Source organism: Simplicispira sp., assembly GCF_028687295.1.
GTDB lineage: Bacteria > Pseudomonadota > Gammaproteobacteria > Burkholderiales > Burkholderiaceae_C > Simplicispira > Simplicispira metamorpha.
On sequence record NZ_JAQUAL010000082.1, the window covers coordinates 1 to 14,382 of the forward strand.

At 63.6% G+C, this 14,382-nt stretch carries 11 protein-coding genes; all 11 read right to left on the reverse strand.

Going from position 1 to position 14,382, the window contains the following annotated elements:
- Positions 1-138: 138 nt before the first annotated feature.
- Positions 139-1,095 (reverse strand): glutathione synthase, encoded by a 957-nt coding sequence (gshB, locus tag PHX69_RS10325; RefSeq protein ID WP_119014523.1) that lies wholly within the window; start codon positions 1,093-1,095, stop codon positions 139-141.
- A 141-nt stretch (positions 1,096-1,236) separates the two neighbouring features.
- Complete coding sequence (locus PHX69_RS10330; protein WP_119014524.1) at positions 1,237-3,072, reverse strand: potassium transporter Kup; 1,836 nt, start codon at positions 3,070-3,072, stop codon at positions 1,237-1,239.
- 195 nt (positions 3,073-3,267) lie between these two features.
- Complete coding sequence (gene gshA / locus PHX69_RS10335) at positions 3,268-4,563, reverse strand: glutamate--cysteine ligase (RefSeq protein ID WP_119014525.1); 1,296 nt, start codon at positions 4,561-4,563, stop codon at positions 3,268-3,270.
- A gap of 43 nt (positions 4,564-4,606) precedes the next feature.
- On the reverse strand, positions 4,607-6,073 hold the full coding sequence (locus PHX69_RS10340; RefSeq protein ID WP_119014526.1) for a TrkH family potassium uptake protein: 1,467 nt from the start codon (positions 6,071-6,073) through the stop codon (positions 4,607-4,609).
- A gap of 24 nt (positions 6,074-6,097) precedes the next feature.
- Positions 6,098-7,558 carry a Trk system potassium transporter TrkA gene (gene trkA / locus PHX69_RS10345; RefSeq protein WP_119014527.1) on the reverse strand — a complete coding sequence of 487 codons (1,461 nt, stop codon included), beginning with the start codon at positions 7,556-7,558 and terminating at the stop codon, positions 6,098-6,100.
- Positions 7,559-7,646: 88 nt separating this feature from the next.
- A complete protein-coding gene (locus PHX69_RS10350) occupies positions 7,647-8,981 on the reverse strand; it encodes a glutamate-5-semialdehyde dehydrogenase (protein ID WP_288043626.1) in 1,335 nt (444 codons plus the stop codon).
- A 37-nt stretch (positions 8,982-9,018) separates the two neighbouring features.
- Positions 9,019-10,074 (reverse strand): DNA polymerase III subunit delta, encoded by a 1,056-nt coding sequence (gene holA, locus PHX69_RS10355; protein WP_288043627.1) that lies wholly within the window; start codon positions 10,072-10,074, stop codon positions 9,019-9,021.
- 9 nt (positions 10,075-10,083) lie between these two features.
- Entirely contained in the window at positions 10,084-10,590 is a 507-nt protein-coding gene (locus PHX69_RS10360) for an LPS-assembly lipoprotein LptE (protein ID WP_119014548.1), read from the reverse strand.
- A 149-nt stretch (positions 10,591-10,739) separates the two neighbouring features.
- Entirely contained in the window at positions 10,740-13,433 is a 2,694-nt protein-coding gene (gene leuS / locus PHX69_RS10365) for a leucine--tRNA ligase (RefSeq protein ID WP_288043628.1), read from the reverse strand.
- Positions 13,434-13,516: 83 nt separating this feature from the next.
- Positions 13,517-13,957, reverse strand: a complete 441-nt coding sequence (locus PHX69_RS10370) for an ExbD/TolR family protein (protein ID WP_119014531.1) — start codon at positions 13,955-13,957, stop codon at positions 13,517-13,519.
- Between the two features lie 15 nt (positions 13,958-13,972).
- A partial coding sequence (locus PHX69_RS10375) for a MotA/TolQ/ExbB proton channel family protein (RefSeq protein WP_288043629.1) occupies positions 13,973-14,382 on the reverse strand: 410 nt, incomplete at its 5' end.

A 14,382-nucleotide genomic window follows, 5' to 3' on the forward strand; every position in this document is an offset into this window, starting at 1 on the left:
ACCGCTTTTCAGCAACTAAACACAAAACCCAGAAAACTTTTTCAACCACCTTCGCCACCCAAACAACACCGGAAAAACCAAAGCACCGGGTAGCGAAGCCCTCTACTGTAACACAGAACAGAAGGCGGAAAGAGAAACTTATGCAGATTCCACTTCTGTAGCCAATTCCAGTGCGTCCATGAACAACGCAGCCACATCACAACCAGTCTGCTGCTGGATTTCCTGAAAACATGTAGGACTGGTGACATTGATCTCAGTGACGCAATCGCCAATCACATCGACCCCCGCCAGCAACAGCCCCCTGCTTTGCAGTACCGGCCCCAGGGCATGGGCGATTTCGAGGTCACGTGCATTCAGGGGACGCGCCACGCCTTTGCCGCCAGCGGCCAGGTTGCCTCGCACCTCACTGCCTTGTGGAATGCGCGCCAAACAATAGGGCACGGGCTTGCCGCCAATGATCAGCACACGCTTGTCGCCGTCAGCGATTTCCGGCAAAAACTTCTGCACCATCAGACTTTGTGCGCCGCCCCGGTTCAGCGTTTCCGTGATGCTGCCCAGGTTCAACCCATCAGGACCGACGCGAAAGATGCCCATGCCCCCCATTCCATCCAGGGGCTTGAGGATGATGTCCTGGTGCTCGGCATGAAAGCGCTGGATGTCGCGGGCATCGCGCGTGACCAGTGTCGGGCCGATGAACTCGGGAAACTCCATGATGGCCAATTTTTCCGGATGGTCACGCAGCGCGCGGGGTTTGTTGAAAACCCGCGCGCCTTCGCGCTCGGCTTGTTCCAACAGGTGCGTGGCATAGAAATACTCGCTGTCAAACGGCGGGTCTTTGCGCATCAAGACCGCATCGAAAGTTGCCAATACAGCGGCGCGCGCGTTCTCGGCGCGAAACCACTCCTTCGGCTGCCCTGTCAGAACAATGTCGCGGACATGGGCGGTAACGCAGTGGCCACGCTCCCACATCACGTCCTGCGGCTGGCAAGCAGCGATGCTGTGCCCCCGGCGTTGGGCCTCGCGCATCATGGCAAAGGTGGTGTCTTTGTAGGTGGCAAAACCTTCCAGCGGATCGGCGATGAACAGCAGTTTCATGGTGTGTACGGTGTGAAATCAAACAAAAGACCAGGACATCCCCCTGGCACAGGCCCACAATTGCTATTAATTTTATAGCTACTAGCGCTTTCTACACGTGGCCTAGAAGGCAAAAACACTGTATTTTCAAATCCACAAGCATCAAATCTCGATTTTTGAACCCAGCTCCACCACTGCGTTATTGGGCAGGTGCAGGAAGTCGGCGGCGCCGCTGGCGTTGTGGTGCATCTGCGCGAACAGTTTTTCGCGCCAGGGCGCCATGCCCTTACCCACGGTGGGAATGACGGTGTCGCGCGACAAGAAATAACTGGTCGTCATGGGCTCGACTTCGCAGCCACGCCCGCGCAGCAGAGACAGCGCACGCGGCACGTCGGGGTCGTTCATGAAGCCGTAGTGGATGACCACCTGCCAGCAATCATGGCCCAGCGCCAGCATCTCGATGCGCCGCTCCTCTTCGACCCAGGGCACCTCGTGGTTGCGCACCGTGACAAACAGGTTCTGTGCGTGCAGCACCTTGTTGTGCTTGAGGTTGTGCAGCAAGGCGTTGGGCACGGTGCCCGGCTCGGCGGTGAGGAATACCGCCGTACCCTCGACACGCACGGGAGGACTGACAAACACCGCCGCCAGAAAATCAGGCAATGCCAGTGCATCGCTGGTCAACACATCGCGCATCAGGCGGCGACCATCTTTCCAGGTTTTCATCAGAATGAAGATGGCACTGGCAATGACCAGCGGGAACCAGCCACCGTCAAACAACTTGAGCAGGTTGGAGGCCCAGAAGGCAAAGTCCACGGCAAAGAAAAAGGCGGTGGCGCCCAGGCTCAGCGCCAATGGCAGGCGCCAGGCATTGCGGATGACGAAGAAAGTCAGCACCGTGGTGATCAGCATGTCGGTGGTCACGGCGATGCCGTAAGCAGAGGCCAGCGCACTGGACGACTTGAACATGCCCACCGCCAGCACGATCATGGCGAACAGGCTCCAGTTGATGAACGGCAGGTAGATTTGACCGGTTTCCAAGGCACTGGTGTGCAGCACGCGCAGACGCGGCAGATAGCCCAGCTGGATCACCTGCTTGGTGACGCTGAAGGCGCCTGAGATCAGTGCCTGCGAGGCAATCACCGCCGCCATCGTGGCCAGCAGCACCATGGGCACCAGCGCCCAGTCGGGGGCCATCATGAAAAAAGGGTTCTTCACGGCCTCTGGGTGCTTGAGCAACAGTGCGCCTTGGCCAAAGTAGTTCAGCGTCAGCGCTGGCATGACGATGGTGAACCAAGTCACCCGGATGGGGCGGCGCCCGAAGTGCCCCATGTCGGCGTACAGCGCCTCCGCCCCCGTTACGCAGAGCACGACCGCGCCGAGAATGATGAAGGTGATTCCGGGCTGCTCAAGTATGAAGGCCAGCGCATAGTGCGGACTGATGGCGCGCAAGATGCCGGGGTTGTCCGCAATGTTCAGCACCCCCAGGGCCGAGATGGCGGCAAACCAGGCCACCATGATGGGCCCAAAAAAACGTCCGATGCTGGCACTGCCGCGCTTTTGCACCATGAACAGCAGCAGCAGGATGACCAGAGTGAGGGGCACCACGTATTTCTTGAACGTGGGCGAGATGACCTCCAGCCCCTCGACAGCCCCCAGCACCGTGATAGCAGGCGTAATGACGCCATCGCCATAAAACAGACAGGTGCCGAAGATGCCCACCAGCAGCAGCCATTTGCGCAGACGCGGCTGGTGCTTGACGGTCTGGGATGCCAGGGCCAGCATGGCCACCAGCCCGCCCTCGCCATGGTTGTCTGCTCGCAGCACCAGCGTGACGTACTTGAGCGACACGATGACCGTGAGCGTCCAGAAGAAGATGGAGAGGATGCCGTGAACGTTGTCCGGTGTGAACGGCACGTGGCCGGAGCCAAACACCTCCTTGACCGAATACAGCACGCTGGTGCCGATATCGCCATAAACGACACCGATAGCCCCCAGCATTAACACACCGAGGGAGGACTTGGGGGTTTCCGCTGCTACGGCCACAGTGCTTGGCCCGACCGCTCAACGGGCGGGGCTTGGTTGATTGAAGAACGCCATTGTGCGCTGCACCACAGGTGCGGTTCGCACCGGACTGCCAGGTTGTTGCAAGGCCGCCACTGCCAGCACCAGGCGCTGGCCGGTGGCGTGCCGGTATCAGTCGTACACCTCGGCGTCAGGGTCGGTGGCTTCCAGCTCGTAGCTGGCCGCCAGCATGGCCAGGCGAGCCACCACGCCATACATATAGAAGCGGTTGGGCGCACTGGCGCCAGGGCGGGCACCTGGCTGGGGCAGCTGCGTGCTGTGGTCAAAGGCCAGGGGCACAAAACCAGCACCCGGCGCATTGAGGTTCTCGTCCACGCCCCGGTCTGCATGGATGCGATAGAAACCGCCCACCACGTAGCGATCCATCATGTAAACCACTGGCTCGGCCACGGCTTCATGCACACGCTCCTGGGTGAGCACGCCTTCCTGGATGATGACGTCACGCACCGTCTGCCCGTCCTTGATGACAGCCATCTTGTTCTTGGTCTTGCGGTTGAGCGCCTGCAAGTCTTTGGCATCGCGCACCGTCATGATGCCCATGCCGTAGGTGCCGTTGTCGGCCTTGACGACCACAAACGGCTTTTCATTGATGCCGTACTCTTTGTATTTGCGCCGGATCTTTCCCAGCAGCGCATCGACCTGGGTTTGCAGGCTATCGAGGCTCGCATCAGCGGCAAAGTCCACGTCGGCGCATTTACCGAACATCGGATTGATGAGCCACGGGTCTATGCCCAGCACTTTGCCAAACCGCTTGGCCACTTCTTCGTAGCTGCGAAAGTGGTTGCTCTTGCGGCGCACGCTCCAGCCAGCGTGCAGCGGCGGCAGCAGGTACTGCTCGTGGATATCTTCCAGAATGCCCGGCGCACCCGCCGACAGGTCGTTGTTGAGCAAGATGGTGCAGGGGTCAAAATTCTTCAGACCCAGCCGCCCCCGGGTACGCACCACGGGCTCCAGCGTGACGGTATCGCCGTTGGCCAGCTCGACAACGGTGGTCTTCTTGACCTCGGGGCTGATGGAGCCCACACGCACATTGAGCCCTGCCATGTTGAAGATGCGCTGCAACTGCACCACGTTGCTCAGGTAAAAACTGTTGCGTGTGTGGTTCTCGGGAATGATGAGCAGGTTGCGCGCCTCGGGGCAAATCTTTTCGATGGCCGCCATGGCCGCCTGCACTGCCAGCGGCAGCATCTCGGGGGTGAGGTTGTTCCAGCCACCTGGAAACAGGTTGGTATCCACGGGCGCGAGCTTGAAACCCGCGTTGCGGATGTCCACCGAGCTGTAAAACGGCGGTGTGTGCTCCATCCACTCCAGCCGGAACCAGCGCTCGGTGGCGGGCATGGAGTCGATGATGCGCTGTTCTAGCTCGTTGATGGGCCCGGTGAGGGCGGTGATGAGGTGCGGAACCATGGAGTGCCCTTGAAAGACGGTTGCGCGCCATTGTAGGAGTGCCTCAGCGGCGCCAGAAGGCCGGCGTCAACAATGCCATGAAGCTCAGAATTTCCAGGCGCCCCAGCAGCATGCCCAAAGTACACACCCAGAGCTGAAAATCGGTCAGCACCCCGTAATTGGAGGCAGGCCCCACGCTGCCCAGCCCTGGCCCCATGCAGTTGACGCTGGCAATGACAGCACTGAACGCCGTCAATGGTTCCATGTCAGTGAGCAGCAACAGCATGCTCAAAACAATCACTGTGCCGCCGTACACCAGCATGAAGGCCATCACCGAGAAGATCATGCGGTTCTCGACCACCGCGCCGCCCAGGCGCACGGGCTGCACCACGTTCGGGTGTACTAGCCGCGTCAGCTCGCGCCGCGCCTGCTTGACCAGAATCAGCATGCGCACCATCTTGATACCGCCCCCTGTGGAGCCAGCGCTGGTGGCCACCCCCGAGAGCATCAGCATCAGCACCGGGGCAAACACCGGCCAGGCCAGGTAGTCCACCGTAGCGTACCCCGTGGTGGTGGCCACCGAAACCATATGGAACACGCCGTGGCGCAGCGCTTGCAGCGGCTCGTAAATACCTTTGGCCCAGAGCAGCACGGCCACGCACAGCCCACCGCCCAGCAAGGCGACCAGGGTGGCACGCATCTCTGGGTCGCGCCAAAAACCCTGCCAATGGCCTTTGCGCATGGCCACGAAATAAAGGGCGAAATTGCAGCTCGCCAGCAGCATGAAAAACAATGCAATGCCCTCCAGCAGGGGCGACGCAAAGTAGCCAAAACTGGCATCGTGCGACGACAACCCGCCCAGGCTGACCGTAGAGAACATGTGCATCAGCGCGTCCAGGGGCGACATGCCGCCCAGCCAATAGGCCAAAGCGCAGCCTGCCGAAAACAGCGCGTAGACCCCCCACAAGCCCTTGGCCGTTTCGGTCATGCGCGGCGTCAGTTTGGTGTCCTTGACGGGGCCAGCGGCTTCGGCCTTGAAGAGCTGGCTGCCGCCCACGCCCAGCATGGGCAGCACCGCCACCGCCAAAATCAAAATCCCCATGCCGCCAATCCACTGCATGAAGGTGCGCCACACATTCACCGACACCGGCAGCGTGTCCAGGTTCGCCAACACCGTCGAGCCCGTGGTGGTCAGGCCCGAGACGGCTTCGAAATACGCGTGGGTGAACGACATTGGCCGCCCTACCTGGTAGCAGGCCAACATCAGCGGCAGCGTGGCAAACAGCGGCAGCAAAGCCCACACCAGCGACACCAGCATGACCCCGTGGCGCGGCTGCAACTCACGCCTGTAGTTGCGCAGCCCCAGCACCAAAGCGGCCCCCACCAGCAGCGTCACCGCCATCGACAACGGATACACCTGCCAGACGCCATCCTGGCTGTACCACGACACGGCCAGCGGCACGCCCATGGCCAGCGCAAACAGCATCACCAGCATGCCCAGCACGCGCAAAACGGGAAAAACGTCGGTCATGGAGGGGGGCGCAGGCGCGCGGTATCAGAAGAACGTGGCGCTGACACGGAACAGCTTTTCCACGTCACGCACCAGGCGTTTGTTGGGCAGGAAAAACACCACATGGTCGTTGCTCTCGATCACCGTATCGCTGCGCGGAATGATGACCTGGGGCGGCAGTGCTTGCGCCGGTGCGGCCAGTGGCGCAGCACCCGGCTCGGGCAAGCCACGCACGATCAGGCCCATGTGGACGCTCTCGGGAAGGCGCAAATCGGTCACTTTGCGCCCAATCACGCGCGAGCTTTTGCGGTCGCCCCGGGCCACGATCTCCAGCGCCTCGGCCACGCCCCGGCGCAGGCTGTGCACGGCCTGCACATCGCCCTGGCGCACATGGGCCAGCAGCTCGCCCAGCATGGCCTGCGCGGGCGAGAGCGCAATGTCGATCTGCGTGCCATGCATCAGATCGGCGTAGCTGCGCCGGTTGATCAGTGCCAGCACGCGCCGCGCGCCCATGCGCTTGGCCAGCAGGCTGGACATGATGTTGTTCTCATCGTCATCGGTGAGGGCCAGAAAGAAGTCCACCTCCTCAATGCTCTCTCCCTCCAGCATGTTCTCGTCGGTGGCATCGCCTTGCAATACCAGCACATCGGCGGGCAGCGCCGATGCCAACACGATGCAGCGCGCCGGGTCATCCTCAATCAGTTTGACGTGAAAACGCCCGGGCTCACTGCCCAATTGCTTGGCCAAACGCAGACCAACATCGCCACCGCCGGCAATCATGATGCTGCGCACCGGGCGTGCGGGCTGGTCTGCGCGGCGGTGCAGGGCTGCCAGTAGCAGAGAAATGTTCTCGCGCGCGGCCAGTGTGAACACCTCATCGCCGGGCTCAATGCGCGTGGTGGCACTGCACGGTACAAAGCGGTCGGGCTCCTCGGGAAAACGCCGGTAAATGGCCACCAGGCGCAAGGCCACATCGGGCATGCTGACACGCACCTGGCCAATGGTCTGGCCCACCATGGGCGCTCCCACCATGGCGCGCGTGGACACCAGGCAGGCGCGCCCGCCCGCAAACTCGCGCACCTGCATGGCTTCGGGGTACTCGATGAGCTTGACGATGTAGCGCGTCAGCGAGGCTTCGGGACAGATGATGCTGACAGCAAACCCTTCCGGCCCAGCCAGCGCACTGCCTTGCTCAAAGCCCGACGAGCGCACCCGCGCAATGCGCGCCGGCACGTTGAACATGAGCTGCGCCACCTTGCAGCACACCAGGTTGGTTTCGTCCTGGGCGGCGCAGGCGATGAGCAAGTCGGTGTCCTGGGCGCCCGCCTCGGCCAGCACCGCCGGATCAATACCGTTGCCCACCACACCGCGCAGGTCAAAGCGCGACTCCAGCTCGCGCAAGCGCTGCGCATCGGTGTCGATAACGGTGATGTCGTTGCGCTCCGACACCAGGCTGTCGGCCACGCTTTGGCCCACACGGCCCGCCCCAAGAATGATGATTTTCACGGCGCGATGATGGGCAGGCGCGCGCAGTGCGTCAAGGTGTTACAGCGCGACTGTGGCGGCAAACCCTCAGATGCGCGCCCGGGTGCGGCTAGCCGCGCACTTCGCCCTCGCCCAGCACCACGTACTTGAGCGAGGTCAGGCCCTCGATGCCCACCGGGCCGCGCGCATGGAACTTGTCGGTGCTGATGCCGATTTCCGCGCCCAGGCCGTACTCAAAGCCATCGGCAAAGCGCGTGCTGGTGTTGACCATGACGCTGCTGGAATCGACCTCGCGCAAAAAGCGCTGCGCGTGGACGTGGTGGGTGGTGAGGATGGCCTCGGTGTGGTGGCTCGAATAATGGTTGATGTGCGCAATCGCCTCATCCAGCCCGGCCACCACCTTGATGCTGATCACGGGCGCCAGGTACTCCTCCGACCAGTCGGATTCGACCGCTTCGACAATCTGCGGCGCTGCAATCGCTCCTGATTCAATAGCTACTGGCGCTTGACCAGCGGGCGTTAGAGGCTGATTTGATCGCAAAATCTGCGCCGCTTCGGCATCGCAGCGCATCTCCACGCCCTTGGCGGCAAAAATGGCGCCAATCTGCGGCAAAAATTCGGCAGCCACGCCGCGCGCCACCAGCAGGCTCTCGGTGGCGTTGCAGGGGCTGTACTTGCTGGTCTTGGCGTTGTCGGTCACGCGCACGGCCAGGGCGATGTCGCAGGGGTCGTCCACATAGGTGTGGCAGTTGCCGTCCAGGTGCTTGATGACGGGTACCTTGGCATCGCGGCTGATGCGCTCGATCAGGCCCTTGCCGCCGCGCGGAATGATCACATCGACAAACGCGGGCATGGCGATGAGCTGGCCCACGGCCTCGCGGTCGGTGGTCTGCACCAGTTGCACCGCCTCTTGCGGCAGGCCCGCTTCGGCCAGCGCCTGCTGCACCAGCCTGGCCAGCGCCTTGCTGGAGTCAATCGCCTCGGAGCCGCCACGCAAAATGCAGGCGTTGCCGCTCTTGATGCTCAAGGAGGCGGCCTCGATGGTGACGTTGGGGCGGCTCTCGTAAATCATGCCGAACACGCCAATCGGCACGCGCATCTGGCCCACGCGGATGCCGCTGGGCTGCTGTTTCATGCCGATGATTTCGCCAATCACGTCGGGCATGGCGGCCAGTTGCTCGCAGCCCTGGGCGCAGGTTTCCAGCACCTTGGGCGTCAGGCGCAGGCGATCCACCATGGGCGCTTCCAGCCCGGCAGCGATGGCGCGCTCCAGATCGCGGGCATTGTCGGTTTGCAGCGCGTCGGTCTGCTCACGCAGCAGCCGGGCCAGCGCCTTCAATGCTTTGTTTTTGATAGCTGCTGGCGCACGCGCCATCAGGGCCGAAGCCGTTTTTGCCTGCAAACCGAGGGTCTGCATGTAGTCGGTGACGTTGAGGGCGTTCATGGGCGCAATTCTGGCAGAACGGCGCAGGTTGGGCAGGTCAGCGCCCGGCCATGGCCACTTTGCCCAATTGCAGCGCCAGCCGTTGCAGTGCCTGCCAGGGCTCCTGGGGCCAATCGGGCACCTTCAGCCCTTTGACGATGCCGTCCACCAGGTGCGCCGATTGCAGCAGGCGTGCCAATTGGGCATCGCTGGCGCGGGGCAGGATGCGCTCGAACAAGCGCTCTTTGGCGCCCCAGACGCGGTTTTCGCGCAGGGCCATGGGCAGCGGTTTGCCCGCAACCATGGCGTCTTTCACGCGCTTCAAGGCGCGGATGTCTTCGGCCAGCGCCCAATGCACCAGCACGGCGGCCTCGCCCTCGGCCTGCAAGCCGTCGAGCATGCGCTGCACACGCAGCACCTGGCCCGCCAGCACCGCCTCGGACAGTTTGAACACGTCGTAGCGCGCCACGTTGAGCACCGCCGCCTCGACCTGCGCCCAGCCCAGTTCGCCCGGTGGGTAGAGCAGCGCCAGCTTTTGAATCTCCTGGTGCGCGGCCAGCAGGTTGCCTTCCACGCGGTCGGCAAAAAAGGTGAGTGTGCGCTGGCCTTCCTCGCCCGCCACCACGCGCTGGCCCTGCGCGGCCAGGCGCTGGGCAATCCAGGCCGGGAGCTGGGCGCGCTCGATGGGGTCGATCTGCACCGTGGCGCCGTTGTTTTCCAGTGCGGCAAACCAGGCGCCGGTTTTGGTGGCCTTGTCCAGGCGCGGCAGCAGCACCAGCGTGAGCGTGCTGTCGTTGCCCGCCGCCGCCTGCGCGATGTGCTGCAACGCAGCGCTGCCGTCTTTGCCCGGCTTGCCCGAGGGAACGCGGATTTCGACGATCTGCTTGTCGGCAAACAGGCTCAAGGAGCCCCCGGCGGCCAGCACCGCGCTCCAGTCAAAGTGCGCGCCCGCCACCACAAACGTGGTGCGCTCGGTATAGCCCTGGGTGCGGGCGGCAGCGCGGATGGCATCGGCCGCCTCTTGCTGCAACAAAGGCTCGTCGCCGTGCAGGGTGTAGAGCGGGCGCAGGCCTTTGGCCAGGTGCGCGGTGAGCTGGTTCAGGGCGATGTGCATGGCGCAGGGCTAGGGCGCCGGGCGCACCGCCGCCAGGCGGCGCATGAGCTGCTGCACCAGGTCGGTCTGCATGCTGCGGTAAAGCAGCGCTTCTTCGGCCTCTTTGGCCAGGGCGATGGTTTCGCTGTAGCTGATGTCGCGCGTTTGCAGCAGCTCGGTTTCGGGCAACAACTCCTGGCCGTTGGGGCCGCGCAGCCGGAATTTGATGCGCAGGCGCAATTGCAATTCACGCACCTGGCCTGAGGCGTTCAGGCCGACCACGCTGCGCTCGTGCTGCTCGGCCAGCAAATCCAGCACCGCCTCGGCCTGGGGCAACTGGGCGGCATCGCGCAGCACCACCAGTTCGCCGCCAGAGCTCTCCAGGGTGCGTTGCAGCTCGCGTGCCAGCGGGGAGCCGCCCGCCGCTGCAATGTAGAGCGAGCGAAAAGCAAACTCCGGCGCCCCCCGCAGCCGAAAACCACAGCCTGCCAACACCAGCGGCGCTGGCCACAGCGCCAGCCAAGCGCGCCGGCGCAGGCCAGCGCCCGCACCTGCCGTGGCGACAGCCGCGCCAGCGGTGGCCCCCACGTCCGCCGCGCCACGGCCCACCGGCGCGGGCACAGCAGAGGCTGCGGGGCCAGCGCTATCGCCAGCAGCAAAAAAAGTGGCAGGGCGGCGGGCCATGCTCAGACCACCACGTTGACGAGGCGACCAGGCACCACGATCACCTTCTTGGGCGCGGCACCCGCAGCCTGCTTGGTGAAGGCTTCGCTGGCCAGCGCCACGGCTTCGATCTGCGCCTTGTCGGCCTGGGCGGGCACCAGAATCGAGCCGCGCAGCTTGCCGTTGACTTGCAGCATCAGCTCGATTTCGTCCTGCACCAGCGCCTGCGGATCGACCTGCGGCCAGGGCGCATCCAGCAAATCGCCCAGGTGCGTGGCGTAGCCCAACTGGCTCCAGAGTTGGTGCGTGATGTGCGGCGTGGCCGGGTACAGGCAGCGCAGCAAGATGCCAAAGCCTTCGATCAGTGCCACGGCGCCACCAGGGCAGTCCATGGCCTTGAAGTCTTCGAGCGCGTTGATCATCTTCATCGCACCCGACACCACGGTGTTGTACTGCATGCGCTGGTAGTCGTAATCCACCTGCTTGAGCACGGTGTGGATCTCCAGCCGCAGGGCCTTGGCCTCTTTGCCGAATTCAACGTCTTTCAGGCCGCTAGCGCCCGCCACGCTTGCGCTGGCAGCTACGCTATCGATAGCAGACAGCTTCACGCCGAAGTTCCATACCCGGCGCAGAAAGCGGTAGCTGCCTTCGACGGCCGCGTCGTTCCACTCCAGCGTGGCCTCGGGCGGCGCGGTGAACATGGTGTACAGGCGCGCGGTGTCGGCGCCGTATTTTTCGATCAGCTCTTGCGGGTCGATGCCGTTGTTTTTCGACTTGGACATGGTGCCCACGCCCTCGTAGTCGATGGGCGTGCCCACGGGCAGCATCACACCACCGCTGTCCACGGCGTTTTTCAGCTTGGCACCGATGACTTTGCCCGCGTCGTCCAGCACGTGCTCCACGTCATGTGGCCAGAAATACTCTTTGCCGCCCTTGTCGGTGCGGCGCGAGTAGATGTGGTTGAGCACCATGCCTTGGGTGAGCAGCTTGGTGAAGGGCTCATCCACCTTCACGAGGCCCAGGTCGCGCATCACCTTCGTCCAGAAACGCGCGTACAGCAAGTGCAGGATGGCGTGCTCGATACCGCCGATGTACTGGTCCATGGGCATCCAGTAGTCGGCGCCCGCGCCCACCATGGCCTCGGCGTTCTTCGGGTCGCAATAGCGCATGAAATACCACGAGCTATCGACAAAGGTGTCCATGGTGTCGGTTTCGCGCCGGGCAGGCTTGCCGCACACCGGGCAGGTAACGCCTGCGTGGAAGCCTTCGTGCTTGTGCAGCGGGTTGCCCGAGCCGTCGGGGATGCAGTCTTGCGGCAGCACCACGGGCAGGTCTTTTTCCGGCACGGGCACGGCGCCGTGTTCATCGCAGTGGATGATGGGGATGGGCGTGCCCCAGTAGCGCTGGCGCGAAACGCCCCAGTCGCGCAGGCGCCAGGTGGTCTTTTTCTCGCCCAGGCCGAGTTTTTCCAGGGCGTGGGTGACGGCGTTGACGGCCTCTTGGTAGCCCAGGCCGCTGAAGCTGTCGGAGTTGATGGTGACGCCGTTTTCCTTGTCGGCGTACCAGTCCTGCCATTGCAGGTAGTCAAAGGTCTGGCCATCGACATGCACCACCTGTTTGATTTCCAGGCCGTATTGCAGGGCAAAAGCAAAGTCGCGCTCGTCGTGTGCGGGCACGCCCATCACGGCACCGTCGCCGTAGCCCATCAGCACGTAGTTGCCCACCCACACTTCCACCGGGTCGCCGGTGATGGGGTGGTTGACGAACAGGTCGGCGGACATGCCTTTTTTTTCTTGCGTGGCCAGTTCGGCCTCGGTGGTGCCGCCGTGCTGGCACTCGGCAATGAACTCGGCCAGGCGGTGGTTGGTGCGCGCGGCGTGCGCGGCCAGCGGGTGCTCGGGGGCCACGGCGCAGAAGGTGGCGCCCATGAGGGTGTCGGCGCGGGTGGTGAACACGTACAGCTTGCCGCCGCCGATGAGCTGGCCATCGTCGCCCAGGATGTCGTGCGGGAAAGCAAAGCGCACGCCCTCGCTCTTGCCGATCCAGTTTTCCTGCATCAACTTCACGCGCTCGGGCCAGCCGGGCATTTTGTCGCCAGCAACGTTGGCCAGCAGCTCTTCGGCGTAGTCGGTGATCTTCAGGTAGTAGCCGGGGATTTCGCGCTTTTCCACGGTGGCGCCGGTACGCCAGCCCTTGCCGTCGATGACCTGCTCATTGGCCAGCACGGTTTGATCGACCGGGTCCCAGTTGACGGTCTGGGTCTTGCGGTAGGCGATGCCTTTTTCCAGCATCTTCAAAAACAGCCACTGGTTCCAGCGGTAGTAATCAGGGTCGCAGGTGGTGATCTCGCGGCTCCAGTCCACGGCCAGCCCCATCGCCTGCATCTGCTTTTTCATGTAGGCGATGTTGTCGTACGTCCACTGCGCGGGTGGCACGCCGTTTTTCATGGCGGCGTTTTCAGCGGGCAGGCCAAAGGCATCCCAGCCCATGGGCATGAGCACGTTGTAGCCGTTCATGCGCAGCTGGCGCGTGAGCATGTCGTTGATGGTGTAGTTGCGCACATGGCCCATGTGCAGCTTGCCGCTGGGGTAGGGCAGCATGGAGCAGGCGTAGAACTTCTTCTTGTTCTGGTCTTCCGTCACGCGGTAGGCGTCGTTGGCCGTCCAGTGGTCTTGCGCGGCGCGCTCGACCTCGGTGTGTTGGTATTTGTCTTGCATGGGAGCCCGGAGAAAAGGTGAGATGCAGCCGCAAACCGCTGCGCTGGCGGGGATTTTAGGCGCTGGCACCGCAGCGCCTGCGTTCAGGGCGCTGGCGAGCCGGTGGCTGGCGACGAGGGTTCGGCCACAAAGCCGATGCGCATCAGCCCAGCCTGGTGGGCAGCGCCCATGATCTCGACCACGCGGCCATACGGCACGGCAGCATCGGCGCGCAGTTGCACCTCGGTGCCAGGCTGTGCGGCAGCGATGCCTTGCAGGTGCTGGGCCAGGGCATCCTGCGTGAGCGGCACACCATCCACAAACACCTGCCCGGCCTTGTCCAGCACGACGGTGACGGACTGCGCCGCACTGCCCGGCGCGGCGCCTGCCGTGCGCGGCAGCTCCAGCCGGATGGCACTGGCCAGCAGCGGCGCGGTGAGAATGAAGATGACCACCAGCACCAACATCACATCAATGAGCGGCGTCATGTTGATGTCGCTCAGGGGCTGCGGCGCGGTGGTGCGCTCCAGGCGGCCAAAAGCCATGGCAGGTGTGCTCTCTCAGGGCGCAGACGCTGCTGCTGTTGCGGCGGCGTCCAGCACCAGTTCGCGCAGGTCACGGGCAAAGCCTTCGAGGTCGGCCTCGATGCGCCCGAGCAGGCGGCCAAATACGTTGTAGGCCAGCACCGCCGGAATGGCCACGGCCAAGCCGGCGGCGGTCATGATGAGGGCCTCGCCCACGGGGCCAGCCACTTTATCGATGGTGATCTGACCCGCACTGGCAATGGCCGTGAGCGCGTGGTAGATGCCCCACACGGTGCCCAGCAGCCCCACAAACGGCGCCGTGGAGCCCACGGTGGCCAGCATCACCTGGCCCCATTGCAGCTTGCCCAGCACCGCGTGCAGAGCATCGCGCAGCACCCGCGTGAGTTGCTGGCCAACGCTGCCCGCCTGCGCCAAGGTGGCCGTAG

Excerpts from the sequence above, each read along its gene's own strand:
- gshB (WP_119014523.1), bottom strand. The coding sequence starts at position 1,095 with ATGAAACTGCTGTTCATCGCCGATCCGCTGGAAGGTTTTGCCACCTAC.
- PHX69_RS10330 (WP_119014524.1), bottom strand. The coding sequence starts at position 3,072 with ATGCTGGGGGCTATCGGTGTCGTTTATGGCGATATCGGCACCAGCGTG.
- gshA (WP_119014525.1), bottom strand. The coding sequence starts at position 4,563 with ATGGTTCCGCACCTCATCACCGCCCTCACCGGGCCCATCAACGAGCTA.
- PHX69_RS10340 (WP_119014526.1), bottom strand. The coding sequence starts at position 6,073 with ATGACCGACGTTTTTCCCGTTTTGCGCGTGCTGGGCATGCTGGTGATG.
- PHX69_RS10350 (WP_288043626.1), bottom strand. The coding sequence starts at position 8,981 with ATGAACGCCCTCAACGTCACCGACTACATGCAGACCCTCGGTTTGCAG.
- holA (WP_288043627.1), bottom strand. The coding sequence starts at position 10,074 with ATGCACATCGCCCTGAACCAGCTCACCGCGCACCTGGCCAAAGGCCTG.
- leuS (WP_288043628.1), bottom strand. The coding sequence starts at position 13,433 with ATGCAAGACAAATACCAACACACCGAGGTCGAGCGCGCCGCGCAAGAC.
- PHX69_RS10370 (WP_119014531.1), bottom strand. The coding sequence starts at position 13,957 with ATGGCTTTTGGCCGCCTGGAGCGCACCACCGCGCCGCAGCCCCTGAGC.